Source organism: Panacagrimonas sp., assembly GCF_965216805.1.
GTDB lineage: Bacteria > Pseudomonadota > Gammaproteobacteria > Nevskiales > Nevskiaceae > Panacagrimonas.
Genome location: NZ_CBDCGN010000003.1, coordinates 442,969 through 458,715, shown reverse-complemented (window position 1 = coordinate 458,715; position 15,747 = coordinate 442,969). Strand labels below are relative to the sequence as shown.

13 protein-coding genes are annotated in these 15,747 nt (G+C 65.3%); 9 read left to right on the top strand and 4 right to left on the bottom strand.

The window, feature by feature from the left end:
* The first annotated feature begins 56 nt into the window (after nt 1–56).
* The 7 genes from trpE to ACOOHP_RS15230 are packed head-to-tail and all read left to right on the top strand — an operon-like array spanning nt 57 to nt 7,037.
* Nucleotides 57–1,508: an anthranilate synthase component I gene (gene trpE, locus ACOOHP_RS15260; protein WP_420467342.1), complete on the top strand. Its 1,452-nt coding sequence runs from the start codon at nt 57–59 to the stop codon at nt 1,506–1,508.
* Nucleotides 1,505–2,389 carry an alpha/beta fold hydrolase gene (locus ACOOHP_RS15255; protein ID WP_420467341.1) on the top strand — a complete coding sequence of 295 codons (885 nt, stop codon included), beginning with the start codon at nt 1,505–1,507 and terminating at the stop codon, nt 2,387–2,389. Before trpE ends, ACOOHP_RS15255 begins: the two co-directional genes overlap by 4 nt.
* Nucleotides 2,386–2,970, top strand: coding sequence for an anthranilate synthase component II (locus ACOOHP_RS15250; protein ID WP_420467340.1), 585 nt, complete (start codon nt 2,386–2,388; stop codon nt 2,968–2,970). Before ACOOHP_RS15255 ends, ACOOHP_RS15250 begins: the two co-directional genes overlap by 4 nt.
* The gene (gene trpD / locus ACOOHP_RS15245) at nt 2,967–4,010 is read left to right on the top strand and encodes an anthranilate phosphoribosyltransferase (RefSeq protein WP_420467339.1); all 1,044 of its coding nucleotides are present in this window, start codon (nt 2,967–2,969) and stop codon (nt 4,008–4,010) included. Before ACOOHP_RS15250 ends, trpD begins: the two co-directional genes overlap by 4 nt.
* On the top strand, nt 4,007–4,807 hold the full coding sequence (gene trpC / locus ACOOHP_RS15240; protein ID WP_420467338.1) for an indole-3-glycerol phosphate synthase TrpC: 801 nt from the start codon (nt 4,007–4,009) through the stop codon (nt 4,805–4,807). The genes trpD and trpC overlap by 4 nt, the downstream gene beginning before the upstream one ends.
* 14 nt (nt 4,808–4,821) lie before the next feature.
* The gene (locus ACOOHP_RS15235; protein ID WP_420467337.1) at nt 4,822–5,889 is read left to right on the top strand and encodes a Gfo/Idh/MocA family protein; all 1,068 of its coding nucleotides are present in this window, start codon (nt 4,822–4,824) and stop codon (nt 5,887–5,889) included.
* Nucleotides 5,890–5,891: 2 nt separating this feature from the next.
* Nucleotides 5,892–7,037, top strand: coding sequence for a Gfo/Idh/MocA family protein (locus ACOOHP_RS15230; RefSeq protein WP_420467336.1), 1,146 nt, complete (start codon nt 5,892–5,894; stop codon nt 7,035–7,037).
* A gap of 4 nt (nt 7,038–7,041) precedes the next feature.
* Here ACOOHP_RS15230 and ACOOHP_RS15225 read toward each other — a convergent pair whose 3' ends face one another.
* Both ACOOHP_RS15225 and ACOOHP_RS15220 read right to left on the bottom strand, forming a co-directional pair.
* Nucleotides 7,042–8,253, bottom strand: a complete 1,212-nt coding sequence (locus tag ACOOHP_RS15225) for a glycosyltransferase (protein WP_420467335.1) — start codon at nt 8,251–8,253, stop codon at nt 7,042–7,044.
* 254 nt (nt 8,254–8,507) lie between these two features.
* Nucleotides 8,508–10,430, bottom strand: a complete 1,923-nt coding sequence (locus ACOOHP_RS15220; protein WP_420467334.1) for a glycoside hydrolase family 9 protein — start codon at nt 10,428–10,430, stop codon at nt 8,508–8,510.
* A gap of 566 nt (nt 10,431–10,996) precedes the next feature.
* Between ACOOHP_RS15220 and ACOOHP_RS15215 the strand changes: the two genes are divergently transcribed.
* Complete coding sequence (locus ACOOHP_RS15215) at nt 10,997–12,430, top strand: oligosaccharide flippase family protein (RefSeq protein ID WP_420467333.1); 1,434 nt, start codon at nt 10,997–10,999, stop codon at nt 12,428–12,430.
* 179 nt (nt 12,431–12,609) lie between these two features.
* Entirely contained in the window at nt 12,610–13,626 is a 1,017-nt protein-coding gene (locus ACOOHP_RS15210) for a glycosyltransferase family 4 protein (RefSeq protein WP_420467332.1), read from the top strand.
* Nucleotides 13,627–13,748: 122 nt separating this feature from the next.
* Here the strand turns inward: ACOOHP_RS15210 and ACOOHP_RS15205 are convergent, their stop codons facing one another.
* Together ACOOHP_RS15205 and ACOOHP_RS15200 are read right to left on the bottom strand one after the other, a co-directional pair.
* Nucleotides 13,749–14,933, bottom strand: a complete 1,185-nt coding sequence (locus ACOOHP_RS15205) for a glycosyltransferase family 2 protein (RefSeq protein WP_420467331.1) — start codon at nt 14,931–14,933, stop codon at nt 13,749–13,751.
* A 7-nt stretch (nt 14,934–14,940) separates the two neighbouring features.
* Nucleotides 14,941–15,744 (bottom strand): WecB/TagA/CpsF family glycosyltransferase, encoded by an 804-nt coding sequence (locus ACOOHP_RS15200; RefSeq protein WP_420467330.1) that lies wholly within the window; start codon nt 15,742–15,744, stop codon nt 14,941–14,943.
* Between the last annotated feature and the right edge of the window lie 3 nt (nt 15,745–15,747).

Here is a 15,747-nt window from a genome sequence, read left to right as displayed (position 1 = left end):
GCCCTTCCTCGCCCTGCGTCGCTTTTCCGTCTCCCTTCTCCCTTCTCCCGTCTCCCATGTCCGATAACAACAACGCGTACAACCGCGTCGCGCTCACCCGCGAACTCCCCGCCGACCTGCTGACACCCGTCGGCACCTATCTTTCGCTCGGCAACCGGCCGTACAGCTACTTGCTGGAATCGGTGCTGGGTGGCGAGCGCTGGGGCCGCTATTCCTTCATTGGTCTGCCTGCGCGCGAAGTGGTTCGCATCCTGGGCGAGCAGGTCACGGTGACGGTGGACGGCAAGACCGTGCTGACCTTGAAAACCACCGATCCGATGGGCTGGCTGCGCTCTCATACCCGGCGCATCCGCGTCCAGCCCAACCCGGCGCTGCCGCGGTTTTCCGGGGGCTACGTGGGCTATTTCGGCTACGACTGCGTGCGTTATTTCGAGCCGCGGCTCAAGGCCGACAAGCCCGATCCGCTGGGCACGCCGGATGTGCTGCTGATGCAGTCCGACGAACTGGCGGTGTTCGATTCGCTGCGCGCTACCGTGACGCTGGTCGTGCACGCCGATCCGTCGTCCAAGACCGATCTGGCGCGAGCGCAGGCGCGGCTGGACGTGATCGAGCAGATGCTGGCGCAACCCGAACCACCCGCGGTTGGCGCCACCACGTCGAAGGCGAAGGCGCCTGATTTCGTGTCCAGCTTTGGCGAGGCTGCGTTCAAGCACGGCGTGGAACGCATCAAGGATTACATCGCCGCTGGCGACGTCATGCAGGTGGTGCCCTCGCAGCGCCTGAGCGCGCCGTTCACCGCCGAGCCGCTGGCGCTGTATCGCGCGCTGCGCCGGCTCAATCCTTCGCCCTATCTCTACTGCCTGCACCTGGACGATCACCATGTGGTGGGCTCGTCGCCGGAGATCCTGGTGCGGGTGGAGAACGGCGAAGTCACCGTGCGGCCCATGGCTGGCACGCGCACGCGCGGCGCCACGGTCGAACAGGATCAGGCGCTGGAAGCCGAGTTGCTGGCCGACCCCAAGGAGCTCGCCGAGCACCTGATGCTGATCGACCTCGGCCGCAACGACGTCGGCCGCGTGGCGCAGACCGGCAGCGTCAAGCTCACCGACAAGATGGTGGTGGAACGCTACAGCCACGTGATGCACATCGTCAGCAACGTCACCGGCCAGCTCAAGCCGGAGCTGGACGCGCTGGACGCACTGGCCGCGGCCTTCCCTGCCGGCACCCTGTCCGGCGCGCCCAAAGTGCGCGCGATGGAGATCATCGACGAGTTGGAACCGGTCAAGCGCGGCATCTACGGCGGCGCGGTCGGTTACCTGGGCTGGGACGGCAACATGGATACCGCGATCGCCATTCGCACCGCGGTGATCAAGGACGGCCAGTTGCATGTACAGGCCGGCTGCGGCGTGGTGGCCGATTCGGTTGCGCAGTCGGAGTGGGACGAGACGATGAACAAGGCACGCGCGGTGGTGCGCGCTGCCGCCCAGGCCTGCGGGGACAAGTCGTGAGCGGCGCGGCAGATGAGGGCGAGCTGCTGCAGGTGCAGGCATCAGACGGTCATCGCTTCGCCCTGCGCCGGTTTGCTGCTGCATCCACCGACGCACCGGCCCTGCTGTTCATGCCGGCAATGGGCACCCGCGCACGTTTCTACGCCGGCTTCGGCGCCGCCATGGCGGCCGCAGGCGTGAGCGTTGCGGTGGCTGACTGGCGCGGTATCGACAGCAGCTCGGTGCGCGCTTCGCGAACGCGCAATTTCGGTTACCGCCAACTGTTGGAAGACGATCTGCCGGCGGCCGTGCAGGCGTTGCGCGAGCGCATGCCAGACCGCGCGCTGTGGATTGGCGGACACAGCCTGGGTGGTCAGCTCGGCGCCTGCTATGCCGCGCGCCTGCCCGACACCGTGGCGGGTCTGGTCATGATCGCCAGCGGCAATGTCTATTTCCGCGGCTGGCAGGGGATGGGTGCGTTGCGCATCCTGGGGCTGACGCAGGCCGCGACGGTGATCGCCACGGTGCTGGGACATTTCCCCGGACGTCGTCTGGGCTTCGCCGGCCAGGAGGCGCGCGGGGTGATCCGCGACTGGTCGCGCGTAGCGCTGACCGGCCGCTACCGCGTGCCCGGCTCCAGCTTCGATTACGAAGCCGGCATGGCGCGCCTTCGCAAGGCGGTGCTGGCCCTGGGATTCTCGGGCGATGGTCTGGCCCCAGCACGCGCCACTGAGTTCCTGGTGGGCAAGCTCAAGCAGTGCGCCGTCACCCTGTGGCGGTGGACCGCGGCTGACAGTGACGGCCACGCGCTGGATCATTTTTCCTGGGCGCGTCAGCCCGATTGCGTGGCGCCGCGCGTAGCGGCCTGGATTCTTCATCAGCACACCGGAGCGCGGTCATGATCCTCATGATCGACAACTACGATTCCTTCACCTACAACCTGGTGCAGTACCTGGGCGAGCTGGGGGCCGAGGTACAGGTGTACCGCAACGACGCGATCACCGTCGACGAGGTGATCGAGCTGGCGCCGCAGAAGATCGTGCTGTCGCCCGGCCCGTGCACCCCCAACGAGGCCGGCATCTGCCTGGAGCTGATCGAGCGGGTCAAGGAGCGGATTCCGCTGCTGGGCGTCTGCCTGGGGCATCAGGCCATCGGGCAGGCGTTCGGCGGAACGGTGGTGCGCGCACGCGGCGTGATGCACGGCAAGACCAGCCTGATCCACCACAAGGGTCGCGGCGTCTTCACCGACCTGCCGACGCCCTACACCGCCACCCGCTATCACTCGCTGATCGTGGACCGCCCCGGCCTGCCGGAAGACTTCGAGATCACCGCCTGGACCGAAAACGCCGACGGCGAGATGGACGAGATCATGGGTCTGCGCCACCGCGGCCTGCCGATCGAGGGCGTGCAGTTCCATCCCGAATCCATCCTCACCGAACACGGACATCGGCTGCTGAAGAATTTTCTGGAGGGGGCGCGATGAACGTCGTCGATGGTCTCAAGCAGCTGGTGGAATTCGAGTCGCTCAACCGCGACCAGATGCAGCACTGCATGCGCCAGATCATGAGCGGCCAGGCGACCCCGGCGCAGATCGCCGGATTCCTGGTGGCGTTGCGCATGAAAGGCGAGTCGGTGGAGGAACTCATCGGCGGCGTGCAGGTGATGCGCGAGTTGGTGACGCCAGTGCCGGTACACGCGGATTTCCACAAACACCTGATCGATACCTGCGGAACCGGCGGCGACCGCTCCGGGCTGTTCAACGTGTCCACCGCCACCGCCTTCGTGGTGGCGGCCGCCGGCGGGCACGTGGCCAAGCACGGCAATCGCTCGGTCTCCAGCACCAGCGGCAGCGCCGACGTGCTGGAAGCCGCTGGCGTGAAGCTGGACCTCAACCCGGAAGCAGTGGCGCGCTGCGTGCACCGCGTGGGCGTGGGTTTCATGTTCGCGCCGGCGTTTCATTCGGCGATGAAGCACGCCATCGAACCGCGCAAGGAGATGGGTGTACGCACGGTGTTCAATCTGCTGGGGCCGATGACCAATCCGGCCGGCGCCAAGCGTCAGTTGATCGGCGTGTTCCATCGCGACTGGCTACGCCCGGTGGCGCAGGTGCTCAAGGAACTGGGCGCCGAACACGTGATGGTGGTGCACAGCGAGGACGGCCTGGACGAAATCTCCATCGCCGGTCGCACCCAGTTTGCCGAGCTGCGCGACGGCCAGATCCGCTGCGGCGCCATCATGCCGACGGTGCTCGACATCAAGCTCGGCGATATCTCCAGCCTGCGCGTGGAGACCCCCCTGCAAAGCCTGGCGCTGATCCGTAGTGCGCTCAACAATGTTGAAGGCCCGGCGCGCGACATCGTCGTACTCAACGCCGGGGCCGCCATCCACGTTGCCGGGCTGGCCGAGGATCTGCGCGGCGGCGTCAAGCTGGCGCGCGAGGTCATCGCCAGCGGTCTGGCGGCTAACAAGCTCGACGAGTTGGCTGCCTTCTCTCAAGGGCTGGGAGGGCCCCACAAGGCGTGAGCGATATTCTGGAACGCATCCTCGCCCGCAAGCGCGAGGAAGTCGCCGAGCTGAGCCGCCGTCACAGCGCAGACCGGCTGCGCGAGCGCGCGGCGGCACAATCGGCACCGCGCGGCTTCGCCGCCAGCCTGCGCCGGCATGCCGAGCAGGGCGGTGCCGCCGTCATCGCCGAGGTCAAGCGCGCCTCGCCCAGCAAGGGCCTGATCCGCGCGGATTTCGATGCCGCCTGGATCGCGTCGCAATATCAGGAAGGCGGCGCCGCCTGCCTTTCCGTGCTCACCGACGAGGACTTCTTTCAGGGCTCCATCGCCGACTTCCAGGCCGCACGCTCGGCCACCACGCTGCCCGCGATCCGCAAGGATTTCGTCATCGACGAATGGCAGGTGCTGGAATCGCGCGCGATTGGCGCCGATTGCATCCTGCTCATCGCCGCGGCGCTAAGTGCCTCGCGCCTGGCGGCGCTGCACCATGCGGCCCGTGCCCTGGGCATGGATGTGCTGATCGAAGTGCACGATCTCAACGAGCTCAACGGCGTGCTCGGCGCCGGCCTGGGCGAGGGCCTCCTGATCGGCATCAACAATCGCAACCTGCGCACCTTTCAAACCAGCCTAGACACCACCTTGCGCATGCTGCCGTGGCTACCCTCCGGCCACGAGGTGGTGACCGAAAGCGGCATCGGCAGTGCCGCCGATGTGCAGCGCATGCTGGGTGCCGGGGTGCGGCGCTTTCTGGTCGGTGAATCGCTGATGCGGCAGCCCAATCCGGGTGTGGCGCTAAAGCGTCTGCTCGACCTCTGAGCTCTGCGCGGACCATGCGATCCATACGCTGGGGAATTCTGGGCACCGGCTGGATCGCCGGCGCATTCGCCGAAGGCTTGCGTAATGCGCCCGGCGCCGTTCTTGCGGCGGTTGCTTCACGCAGTGCCGTCAACGCACAGGCCTTTGCACGGCGTTTCGGCGCGACCACGGCGCATGATCGCTACGAGGCGCTGCTCGACGACCCCAGTGTGGACGTGATCTACATCGCGACGCCCAACGAGCACCACAAGACGCACTGCCTGATGGCGATCGCCGCAGGCAAGTCCGTGCTCTGCGAAAAGCCCTTCGCGCTCGATGCCGCGGAGTCGCGCGAGGTGATCGAGGCCGCGCGATCGCGCGGCGTTTTCTGTATGGAAGGGATGTGGTCGCGTTGTGCCCCCGCGTTCAAGCAGGCTTTGGCCGAACTACGTTCAGGACATATCGGCGAGCCGTTTTATCTTGATGCTCAGCTTGGGCTCGCCAAACAGCTCGACCCGGGCAGCCGTCTGTTCGAGGGTCCTGGTGCAGGTGCACTACTCGATCTGGCGGTGTATCCGCTGGCACTGGCACAGGCCGTTTTCGGTCCGCCGCAAAGCGTCGCTGCCACCCGCGTGCGCGGGCCATCGGGCGCCGATGTGCACGTTAGTGCGCTGCTCGGCTACCGCGACGGACACAGCGCGAGCGTCTCTGCAAGCCTGCGCAGCGAGCTGCGCAATGCGGCTCGATTGCATGGCCCGCTTGGGGTGCTCGAACTACATGCACCGCTGTATTTTTGCGAGCGCTACAGCATCACGCCATCGCATCCCGCGGGCGAGCCCGCCGCGGTCATTCCCAGCGCCATGCGCCAGTTCAAGCAACACCGCGCTCTGCGGCCTACGCTGGATCGCCTGCGCGGTCTGCGCAACAGCGCCAGATTGAAGGTGATGCGCCATTATCCGGCGGGAAGCGGCTACAGCGTCGAAGCCATCGAGGTGATGCGCTGCCTGCGTTCGGGCGAAAATGAGAGTCCCGACATGCCGTTGGACGACACGCTGGCGGTGATGGAGACGGTGGACCGCATTCGCGCGGTCTGGAATCGTTGAGCATGCGCATCGCCATCATCGGTTGCGGCTACGTCGCCGACTTCTACATGGCGACCCTGATCAACCATCCCCAGCTCGAACTGCTCGGCGTGCACGACCGCAGCGACGTGCGAGCCAAGGCCTTCGCCGACTTTCATCGCGTGAAACAAATCTACCCGACACTGGATGCCGTGCTGGCCGACGAGCGCGTGCAACTGGTGGTGAATCTGACCAATCCTTCGAGCCATTACGCGGTGTCGCGTGCGGCGCTGGAGGCGGGCCGGCATGTCTACTCTGAGAAACCGCTGGCCATGCGTCTGGATGAGGCCGAAGCGCTGGTGCGTCTTGCCGAGTCGCGCCAACTGCAGATCAACAGCGCGCCGTGCAGCCTGCTCAGCGAAACCGCGCAAACCCTGTGGAAGGCGCTGCGCGAGAATCGCATTGGCACACCGCGGCTGATCTATGCCGAGCTCGACGACGGCAATGTGCCGCAGCGCGACTACTGGAACTGGGCCAGCGCCAGCGGCGCGCCCTGGCCGGCCAAGGACGAATTCGAGGTGGGCTGCACGCTCGAACACGCCGGCTACTACCTCACCTGGCTCACGGCGTTCTTCGGGCCCGCCTCGCGCATCACCTCGTTCGCGAAAATCCTGCAGCCGGACAAGGGCATCGAGCTGGCGGTGCAGACACCCGACTTTGCCACGGCATGCATCGAGTTCCTCAGCGGCCCGGTGGCACGCTTCACCTGCAGCCTGTATGCGCCGCACGACCATCGTCTGCGCATATTCGGCGACCGGGGCAGCTTGAGCACGAGCCACGTCTGGGATTACGGCGCGGCAGTACGCATTACCACACGCAACCGGTTTACCGGCCGTGCGGAAAAATATCCAACGCTGGCTGCACTGGCCGGTCTGGGGCCCAGGACCGTGCCGCTGGTGCGCAAGCGCAATTTCAAATACCGCACCGGCGGCGCCAATCCGATGGACTTCTGTCGCGGCATCGCGGAGACCGCTGCTGCTGCGAGAGAGGACCGCGCGAGTCGGCTGTCGGCGCGCTGGTCGCTGCATGTCAACGAACTGGTGCTCGCGATGCAGGATCCGACGAGCTACGGCTCGCCGCGCGATATCGCCTCGCGCTTCGAGCCGCTGGAACCGATGCCTTGGGCTTGAGGCCCTAACCGGAGAACAGCGGCATGCGGTTCAGCGCACGGCCGAGCACCTGCTGGATGTCGACCTCGCCCTGATGGCGTTGCCACACCGCCTCGGCGTGCGCGCGCCATCCGGCGCGATCCTGCGTCGCCTTCCAGTCCAGCAGTCTCTGACGGAATTGCTCGGGCTCGAAGTGGTGAAAGTCACGGTCGGCCAGCAGGCTGCTGCCACGCACGCCGAATTGCGTGGACATCACCGGCAGGCGCGCGGCGATGTACTCGAACAGTTTCACGTTGGCACCCGAACCCCAACACACCGGATTGAGTCCCGCATCGGCCGCGGCAAAGTAAGGCAGGACCAGCGGCACGCGCCCGGTGGCGATGATCGCTGCCTCTCGCCAGGGGCTTGGTGCGACGGTGCCCACCACCAGAAAGCGCACCCGCTGTTCGGCCAGGAATGCCGCGTGCTCGGCGTTGAATTTGCGCAGCCAGCACAGCGCATCCACGTTCGGCTGAAAGCTGCTGCCGCTGAACACGAACAGCGTCTCGTCGTCGGCTACGCCCAGTTCTCCGCGCTGGCGCTCGCGCATCCCGGGCGGGAAGCGGTAATCCAGCGAATCGACCGCACAGCCCACTGGGATCAGAGGGCACTTCGACTGAGGGTCGTGCGCAGCGTAGAAGGCGCGGTCGTCTTCCGCGCAAGTCAGAACGCCACGATAACGGCCGGGAACGGAAGCTTCCACGCGCTTTAGCCAAGGAGCGAAAGCACGCTCGCGCCAATGGCTTTGTTCGAGCAGGCGATGCTCCAGGTTGTGACTTAGCAACAACCAAGGTTTACGTTGTGCCAATGGCGGCACCGGAACGCACCAGGGCATATCGCTGATGCAGATATCCGCCCACTCCAGCGCCGCGCGCAGGCGCTGCGGCACATGACCGCCGCCCAGCATGGCCAGCACCCAAGCGCGCGGAATCCGCAGATGCCGGGTCGCTGCCTGGGCGAGACCGTAGCCGAGCCCCAGGTGGATCTCCTCGCTCAGATTGGGCTCGATCTGAGCGACTCCGAACCGCGCCGCACCGCGCTCGCGGTAGTCCTCGCGGCGCCCGGCAATCGAGTAGACGCGCACCTCGTGCCCGAGGCGTGCGAGTGCCTTGGCGACCACCGCCGTCCGCAGTTGTCCGCCGCTTTCGGCCGGGAAAATACGGAAACTCGCGAGAATAACGATCTTGCGCGGGCTCACTTGGACCGTCCCGCCGAATCGTTCTGAGCTGTCGTCATCGTGCAACTCCTCGGTCGGGCGGAATACCAGAGTGGGCGTGCGCTGCGGCCTCACCGCAGGCTTGTGTGATCGGGCATGCGTTCCTTGGCGCGTGCATCCGCTCGCTACTGCAGATCGTGGTTGTCCGCGATTCGTCCGCCCACTCGGCCCCAGGATCGCAGACTCGGGCGTCCAGCCGCCGGACCACAGCTTGCCCCTTCCGGGCCCTCCAGCCATCACTCCACGAATCCGGACAAGAGTTTTATGTAGGGCGCCTGATAGACGATCGAACTTTCCGTGATGGCCCACGCCGCCTGGGCGTTGGAATTCCAGTCCAAGAAAGATTTTTGAGCGGGTTGTCCGTTCGGAGGCGCGAGCACAGATGGGACGCCGTCGGATGCCGCGTTGGCGTTGGGGCCGCCGACCAGATATCCGGGCGCGGGACCACATTCGGACATCGAAGCATCGGCCCACCGAGTCCCCTCGTTGAACCAGCCATGCCAGGTCGTGTTGGACGATCGGGTCGCGCCGTCCCCATACATATTGGAGAGATAGACCTGCCCGAAAGGATTCACACCATGCAGATAGTGCAGCGTGTCGAGTGCCCGGGCCCTATAGCTCTCGACGTTATCGGGATCCAGCTTCAGGCGCACCATATCCAGGTTGCTGCCGCCATAGTTGGCGCGAATGGCGTTGCTGCCCCAATGGTATTGCTCCGGGTGCAGAAAATTTCGGTACAGGTCATCGTCGTTGGAGCCGTAAACCCCGTTGCCCTGAGTCGCGTCACCGAGCTTGTCGTCCAGCAGCCGCTGCCTGATCTGTGCGTCAGCATCGGGCAAGGCGACATACGCGAGGAGCGCTTGTCCCACATAGGAGTCGTATCGGGTCCAGCCGATATCGTTGTACGGCCTGGTCGCACGGTAGCCAGACTTGAAGTAGGTCTCGTAGTGTTTTTCCCCGGTGACGGCAAACAGGTACATCGCGGCCAGGGTGGCGAGATCGGCCTGCTGCTCGGGAGTCAGGTCGGCATCGCCGGAAAGCACGCGGCGGCCGTCGATTTCGCGGTCGCAGTCGGCGTCCCGGGTGGGTTCGCTCTGGAAAGCGTTGAAACTACGCACCGCACGCGCCGTCAGATCGTCCGCTTCGTCGGCTAAAGATTCCGTTCCTTTGAACACGTAAGCGGCATGCGCAAACATCCCCGCTGCCGCGATGGTTGAAGAGGTGCATGCCGGCACGTAGTAGCGCGTCTGCGTGTCCTTGCTCGGCTGGCCTGGCTTTCCGTGTCCGAGCGTGCCCACCTTCAACGCCACCGATCCATCCGGGTTCTGCATCTTCTTCAGCCAATCAAGCTCCCACTTCAGCTCGTCGAGCAGGTCGGGAATCCCGTTGCCGGATTCGGGAATGTTGAAGTCATCGGTGAACGCTGCCGGGTGGTCGCGATACGCTGCGAGCAACTGATGCACCGCATTTGCCGCGAACGTGACGTACTTGTTGTTGTCTCCAGCATCGTGCCAGCCGCCGCTGAGATCGCGAATCTTGCCCTCGTCGTCCGGGTCGGTTACGTCACGGACTTCCAGATCCTGTCCAGCGCCAAGATACGAGGCCTGATCGCTCCAGCAGACCTCCGCGTGGGGCGGCTGCTTGGCGTAGCCGCAGCGCTGATAGAAATACATTCTCACCGCCGTCTTGAGAACCTTGCGGTAGACATCTGCATCGATCTGAAAAGCGGCCGAGCGCAGCTTGTTTTGCAGATCGTGCACGTAATACCGGCCCGGCTTTCGCAGTGCCGAAAAGTCGAACCACCATCCCGCATCGCCGGAAGACTCCTGCACCTCGCCGCCCTTCCACGGTTTGATGGGGGCCGAGAACACCACGCTGTCGTCGGCGGCGCTGCGCACTTCGTAGATGGAACCCGGCTCGAAACCCAAATTCGCGTCGAAACCGATCTTGGGATTGCGGATGACCGCGACTTTCCCATCCTGCGGCCGATAGCCGAACTGATCGACCAGGATTCGCGCATCGAAGACCCCACTGGGCGCTGCGGCAGCACGCTGTTTCAACCGATCATGCGCAGCCGGCGAGGGCTTGCCGTCCGCGTCGTCGCTGCACGCCACGACGGAGAGCAAGAGCGCCGCGATGAATGCCGACCGCCTTGCCATGACGCACTCCTTGTATCGACCGGGACTCCGGGCAGCATCACAGAACTTCGGCGCGACTCGGTGAACCGCCGCGCCGAGGCGCCGCCTCGGCCCGAAGCACGCGATCCGGTGGCAACCCTGTCGATGCGCAATTCGGCCCAGCCGCTACGCCGGACGCGGGCGCTGGCCTGCGCCACGGCAAACGCATTGCAAGGTACGCCCAACCGGCGAAGGGGCACGGTCTGCCAGCCGTCGCGGGGCCTGCAGAGCCAAACTCCCGCCGGTTGGAGCCGTGTCGCGATGCCATGCCGCCTCCGGCGACGATCCGGCGGGGCCCGCCACCGACGACAGAATCGCATCGGTCATATTCTTGCCCCGCTCGCGGTACCGCCTTCCGCCGCGGTGCGCCATGCAATGCCGGGGGCGGCTCTCGTCGGCAGTCCCCCGGAGCCGCATCCGGATTGATGATTTGACGCGACTCCGGGAAAGTGTTTCGACGTCTTACCTACAGCCTGACCCACACGAGATCGCCGGCAATGTCATCCAGCCCGAGTTCGGCCCCCAAGCGATCCGGTAGAAGATCGCCGTTGCTGGCGTGGCTGTCCGTATCGGCCATTGATGCCATCGGGCGCATAGGGCTGCAGGTCGTCGGCACAATGCTGTTCGCCCGCCTCCTCGGACCGCAGCACTTCGGCCTGTCGGCGATTACGATCGTCTACGTCGGTGCGATGTCGACAATTGCCACATCGCTATTTGAAGAAGCCTTGGTGCGTCGTGCGAGAGTTCGAAAGGGGCATTTCCGCGCGGCGTTGACGGCTGTCCTGACCCTGTCCACGCTGCTCTACTCGACGATCCTGGCGGTAGCTGCCTGGGCGCCGTTCGCCAAAGGCGGGGCGGCGGCCTTGGCCCTGTCGCTCGCCACGGTCTACGGTCTGACCCTTTTTGCCGACGCGGCCCAGTCGATTTACGTCGCCCTTGCGCGCCGGACGCGCCGCTTCGGGGACCTTGCGCTGGCCAATCTGCTCGGACTGTTTGGCGGCACTGCAATCGGCTTGGCAACGGCGTGGCTCGGCGGCGGGGTATGGGCGCTGCTGGCGGTGCCGTTCGTGTCGCGATTTCTGACTCTGGCGTTACTTGTGCTCCGGACTCCGGTGCGCCTCCTACCCTCTACGGCTTTATCTCCAGCCCGCGAAATGATCCGCTTCGGTGGATTTTTCATGGCCTCGCGCTACGTCAGCAGCTTTACCGATGTCGTGATGCAGAGTCTTGTGACCCGCTACTTCGGGGTGGAGGGGAACGGATACCTGAACATGGCGATGAAAATCGTGGAGCCCCTGCGCGGCATTTCGGGCTCCATCAGCCACAACATCGCAACGGCGTACTTTGCGCCCCTGCAGGCGCAGTCGAAACGCCTCTCGCATGCGGTTCAGCAGACCATCGCCGAAAGCGCTTTGGTGTTGGTGCCGTTATTCGTCGGCGTGGCAGTAACGGCCCCAACGATCCTGCTGGTTATCGCCGGCCCCGATTGGTCTGCGTCTGCAAACATCATTGTGTTTCTGGCACTGGCGAGCGCGCTGGGCAGTGCCGATACCGTTCTGCACACGGGGCTTTCGGCCCGAGGGCGTCCCGACATCTGGTTGGCCTCGGCGGTGATCGAGTTATTAACCGTCGCCGTCGCGATCGTACTGCTCGCGCCGCTCGGACTGGTTGCGGCAGGCCTTGCTCGTCTGGTTGCCTCGCTGGCAGGGGCCGTATTCGCGTCGTTGGCAGCGCGTCGTGTCTATGGGCTGGCCATCGGCACGGTGCTGCGGTCGCTGGCTGCCGTGAGCCTATGCGCGCTGTTGATGTCGCTGCCCGTTCTCGGCGTTCAGTCCCTGGATCAAGATTTGGAGCCGATCTTGCGCCTGACGCTGGAAGTCTTTACCGGCGCAACAGCCTATGCGTTGGCGGTCTTTCTTACTCAACGCGAATTGCTACGCTCGTTGCGCAACCGCCTGTGGCCGCCACCCGCGATTCGATGATTGCGAAGGTAGCAGCGAGCACGGCGCGATCGGTCTTGTAAGCGCAGACGAGCAAGTTCCTGCTGCGGGTCGTCCTCACCTTTCCTCTGGCAGAGTTCTGCCGTTCACTTTTTGCACGACCGCTGGAATAGACTCTCTTACCCATCGGCTCTCTCCACACCCGCACGGCTGCACTCGACATGCTCTCCAATTCGGCATTTGTCACCGTGGGCGAAAGCCGGAAAACGGTGGACGCCATGGCAGCACATACTCACCCGCGCGGTGAATACAGCATATTGCGCGAGTGCTTCTCGAAGACCGTGGCACAGATCGAGACGCCCCACCCGCCCGGCACCTTCGCGGGCGATTTTCGCTTCGCAGTCAAAGCGCAGTTCGCTACCTGGCACACGGACAACGTCTACCTCGGGGAGGAGTTTCCAGGCATCCAGTTTCTAGCGCTCGAGGCGATCCGCCCAAAGAAACGCCGCCGCATCGTCATGCTGATCCACAATGTCAGCAGCCTCAAGCGTGTGTTGCCGCTGACAGCCCTGCGACTCGGTCGTTTGGTCGATCATTTCCTTTGCTTGTCCGAACGCAGCCGCGCCGAGTTGCGGAGTCGTTATGGCGTATCCGACTCTCGCATTACCGTCGTCAACTCCCGCGTCGACACCGACTTCTTTCGCCCGGACCCGTCGGTGCAGATCGAGCGCATGGTCAGTTCCGCAGGCGCGATCAACCGCGATTTCGATACCCTGATCGAAGCCGTGGTCCCGCTGGGAGTGACGACCAAGATCGCCGCCGACACCGCATGGCGCTACTCGGCCAAGACAGAACGTCGGCGAACCCTCCCGGAGTCCGTCGAGATGCGCTCATGGGGAACCTACCTGAACTTGAGGGCGCTCTACGCTCGCAGCGCTGTCGTCGTGGTACCTCTGCACCGCGAGATGCTCAGCGGCGTGACGGTCGCACTCGAGGCGATGGCGATGGGCAGGCCGGTCATCCTTACCCGCAACCCCTACGTCGAGGACTTTATCGCCGACGGCGAAACCGGCTTCTTCGTTCCCGCGCACGACGCGGGGGCCTTGCGCGCTCGCATCAGCGAGCTGCTCGAAGATCCACACCGTGCCGTGGAGATGGGCGCGCGCGCTCGCAAATGGGTGGAGGAACATTTCTCCCTGGAGCGTTACGTATCCCGTATTTTGAGTGCTTGGGGGTAAGTTGCCCTTTCCGCCGGGGCTTCATGATGGATTTGCAGCGTTACGCTGCAGCGCGATCGTTCGCGATCATCACCCCTGATCGACGCCGACAACCGGACACAAGAACCCAGGGTTCATCCGACCTACAGGCGCGGCCCGTCCTCTCGCGCTGTCCGGATCCACCGCGTCGGCGCGCGGCTCAGCAGCATCGACAGCTTCCAGCCCAGGTACAGCGGCGCGGCGGCCAGATCGAGCCAGCCGCGCGCACCCAGTCCGCTGAGCATCACGCCGCGGGCGAGGTGGATCAGCAGCATCGCCAGCGGCAGCAGCGCCAGCGCAGCCAAGGCGGGATCGAGCGCGCGGTTCCAGGCGGCCAGCCCAGCGCCCATGCCCAGCAGCGCCGCAGCAAACCCGAGATAAGCCAGCGGCGGCAGCAATACGTCCAGGGCCAGATCCAGCAACAGGCCACTGCGACGACGCAGCGCCTCCCTGAGCAGCGGTACGCCCTGTGCCCGCGCGAACTGCAGGCGCCCGCCCTCCCAGCGTTGGCGCTGGCTGCGTGCGGCCGCGCCGTAGCTGACCATGTCGGCGCGCACGCTCACTTCGTCGACGTACCAGACCCGGATACCGGCGCGGCCCAGCGCCAGACCGTATTCAAGATCCTCCACCAGCGAGTACGCCTGGTGCGGCACTTGCTCGAGGACTGGCACCGCGAAGCACATGCCGTTCCCTCTCAGCCCGCAGGACACACCCAACCTTTCGCGCGCGCGACCGCGCACGCGGTGAAACAGCGCAAGCGCGATGCTCAGCAGGCGGGTCCGCCACGAGGCCAGCGGATTGCGCACCCCGTAGAACACCTGTATCGCCAGCGCGCCTGCGGCCAGTCGCGGTGCCAGCGCGCGGAGCAGGCCGGGATCGCTGTCGGTATCGGCATCGATCACCACCACAGCATCGGCCCAGCCCTGCTCCAGCGCGTGACCATAAGCGCTCTGCAACGCGTAGCCCTTGCCGCGGCACGAGTCGTTGTGGCGCTCGATGACTTCCGCGCCGGCCGCGCGGGCAAGGGCAGCAGTGTCGTCAGTGCAATTGTCGGCAACGATCAGCAGGCGCACCGCGGTCGGCGGCCAGTCCAACGTTCTGAGGCTGTGCACGGTGCGGGCAATGCCTTGCGCTTCGTCGTGCGCCGGCACCACAAGTAGGAAGCGGGGATAGTCCGTGCACGCGCCCGGTTGTGACGGTTTCCTGCTGAGCAGCGTCAACGCCAGAAGATAACCGCTGCCGAGCAGCAGCGGCACCGCAAGCACTGCGACGATCAATTCGGGGAGCATGGTCGCCTCACCGCCGCGACGCCGTGTTCAGGCCCAGGCGCTGGCGCAACACCAGCCACAGAAACGGGAGGTCGTCGATCAGATAGCGGCGCCACAGCCGGCGCGGCTCCTGCAACAGACGGTAAAGCCATTCCAGCCCGGCGCGACCGACCCAGGGCGGCGCCCGGCGCACCGCGCCGGCCTCGAAATCGATGGTGGCGCCAATGCCCATGAAGATACGCACGCCAGGCAGGTGCGGGCGCCAGCGCATGATCCAAGTCTCCTGCTTGGGCGCGCCAACCCCGACGGCAAGAACCGTGGCGCCGGTTTCTTCGATGCGAGCGACGATGTCGCGGCATTCGGCGTCGTTGCGCTCGAAACCGAAACTGGGGGAATGCGCTCCCACTACCACTTCGCGTCCAAGCCGCCGATTGATGCGCTGCTGTGCCATGGCCGCCACCCCCGGGCGCGCGCCAAGCAGATAGACGCGCACCAGCGCGTTGTCGCGATGATGCGCGCAAAACGCCGGGAAGACGTCAGAGCCGGACAGCTTCGCCCGTACTGGCGTACCCAGGAAGCTGCACGCCCATTGCACGATGCGACTGTCGCAGACGCTGAAATCCGCGCTGTTCAACAGCTCAAGGAAGGCCGGATCGGTACGCGCACGCATGATGATGTCGACGTTGGGCGTCACCAGAACGCCGTGCTGCAGGCGTTCCAGCAACTGCGCAAGGCTCAGGTCGTGCAGGCGCACGCCCAGCACTTCGACCGACGGCGGAGGCGTTGTGTCGATGCCCGTCGACGCCTCTGCCTGGCCGCGGGGCGCCGACATCGT

Excerpts from the sequence above, each read along its gene's own strand:
- trpE (WP_420467342.1), top strand. The coding sequence starts at position 57 with ATGTCCGATAACAACAACGCGTACAACCGCGTCGCGCTCACCCGCGAA.
- ACOOHP_RS15250 (WP_420467340.1), top strand. The coding sequence starts at position 2,386 with ATGATCCTCATGATCGACAACTACGATTCCTTCACCTACAACCTGGTG.
- trpD (WP_420467339.1), top strand. The coding sequence starts at position 2,967 with ATGAACGTCGTCGATGGTCTCAAGCAGCTGGTGGAATTCGAGTCGCTC.
- ACOOHP_RS15235 (WP_420467337.1), top strand. The coding sequence starts at position 4,822 with ATGCGATCCATACGCTGGGGAATTCTGGGCACCGGCTGGATCGCCGGC.
- ACOOHP_RS15230 (WP_420467336.1), top strand. The coding sequence starts at position 5,892 with ATGCGCATCGCCATCATCGGTTGCGGCTACGTCGCCGACTTCTACATG.
- ACOOHP_RS15220 (WP_420467334.1), bottom strand. The coding sequence starts at position 10,430 with ATGGCAAGGCGGTCGGCATTCATCGCGGCGCTCTTGCTCTCCGTCGTG.
- ACOOHP_RS15210 (WP_420467332.1), top strand. The coding sequence starts at position 12,610 with ATGCTCTCCAATTCGGCATTTGTCACCGTGGGCGAAAGCCGGAAAACG.
- ACOOHP_RS15205 (WP_420467331.1), bottom strand. The coding sequence starts at position 14,933 with ATGCTCCCCGAATTGATCGTCGCAGTGCTTGCGGTGCCGCTGCTGCTC.
- ACOOHP_RS15200 (WP_420467330.1), bottom strand. The coding sequence starts at position 15,744 with ATGTCGGCGCCCCGCGGCCAGGCAGAGGCGTCGACGGGCATCGACACA.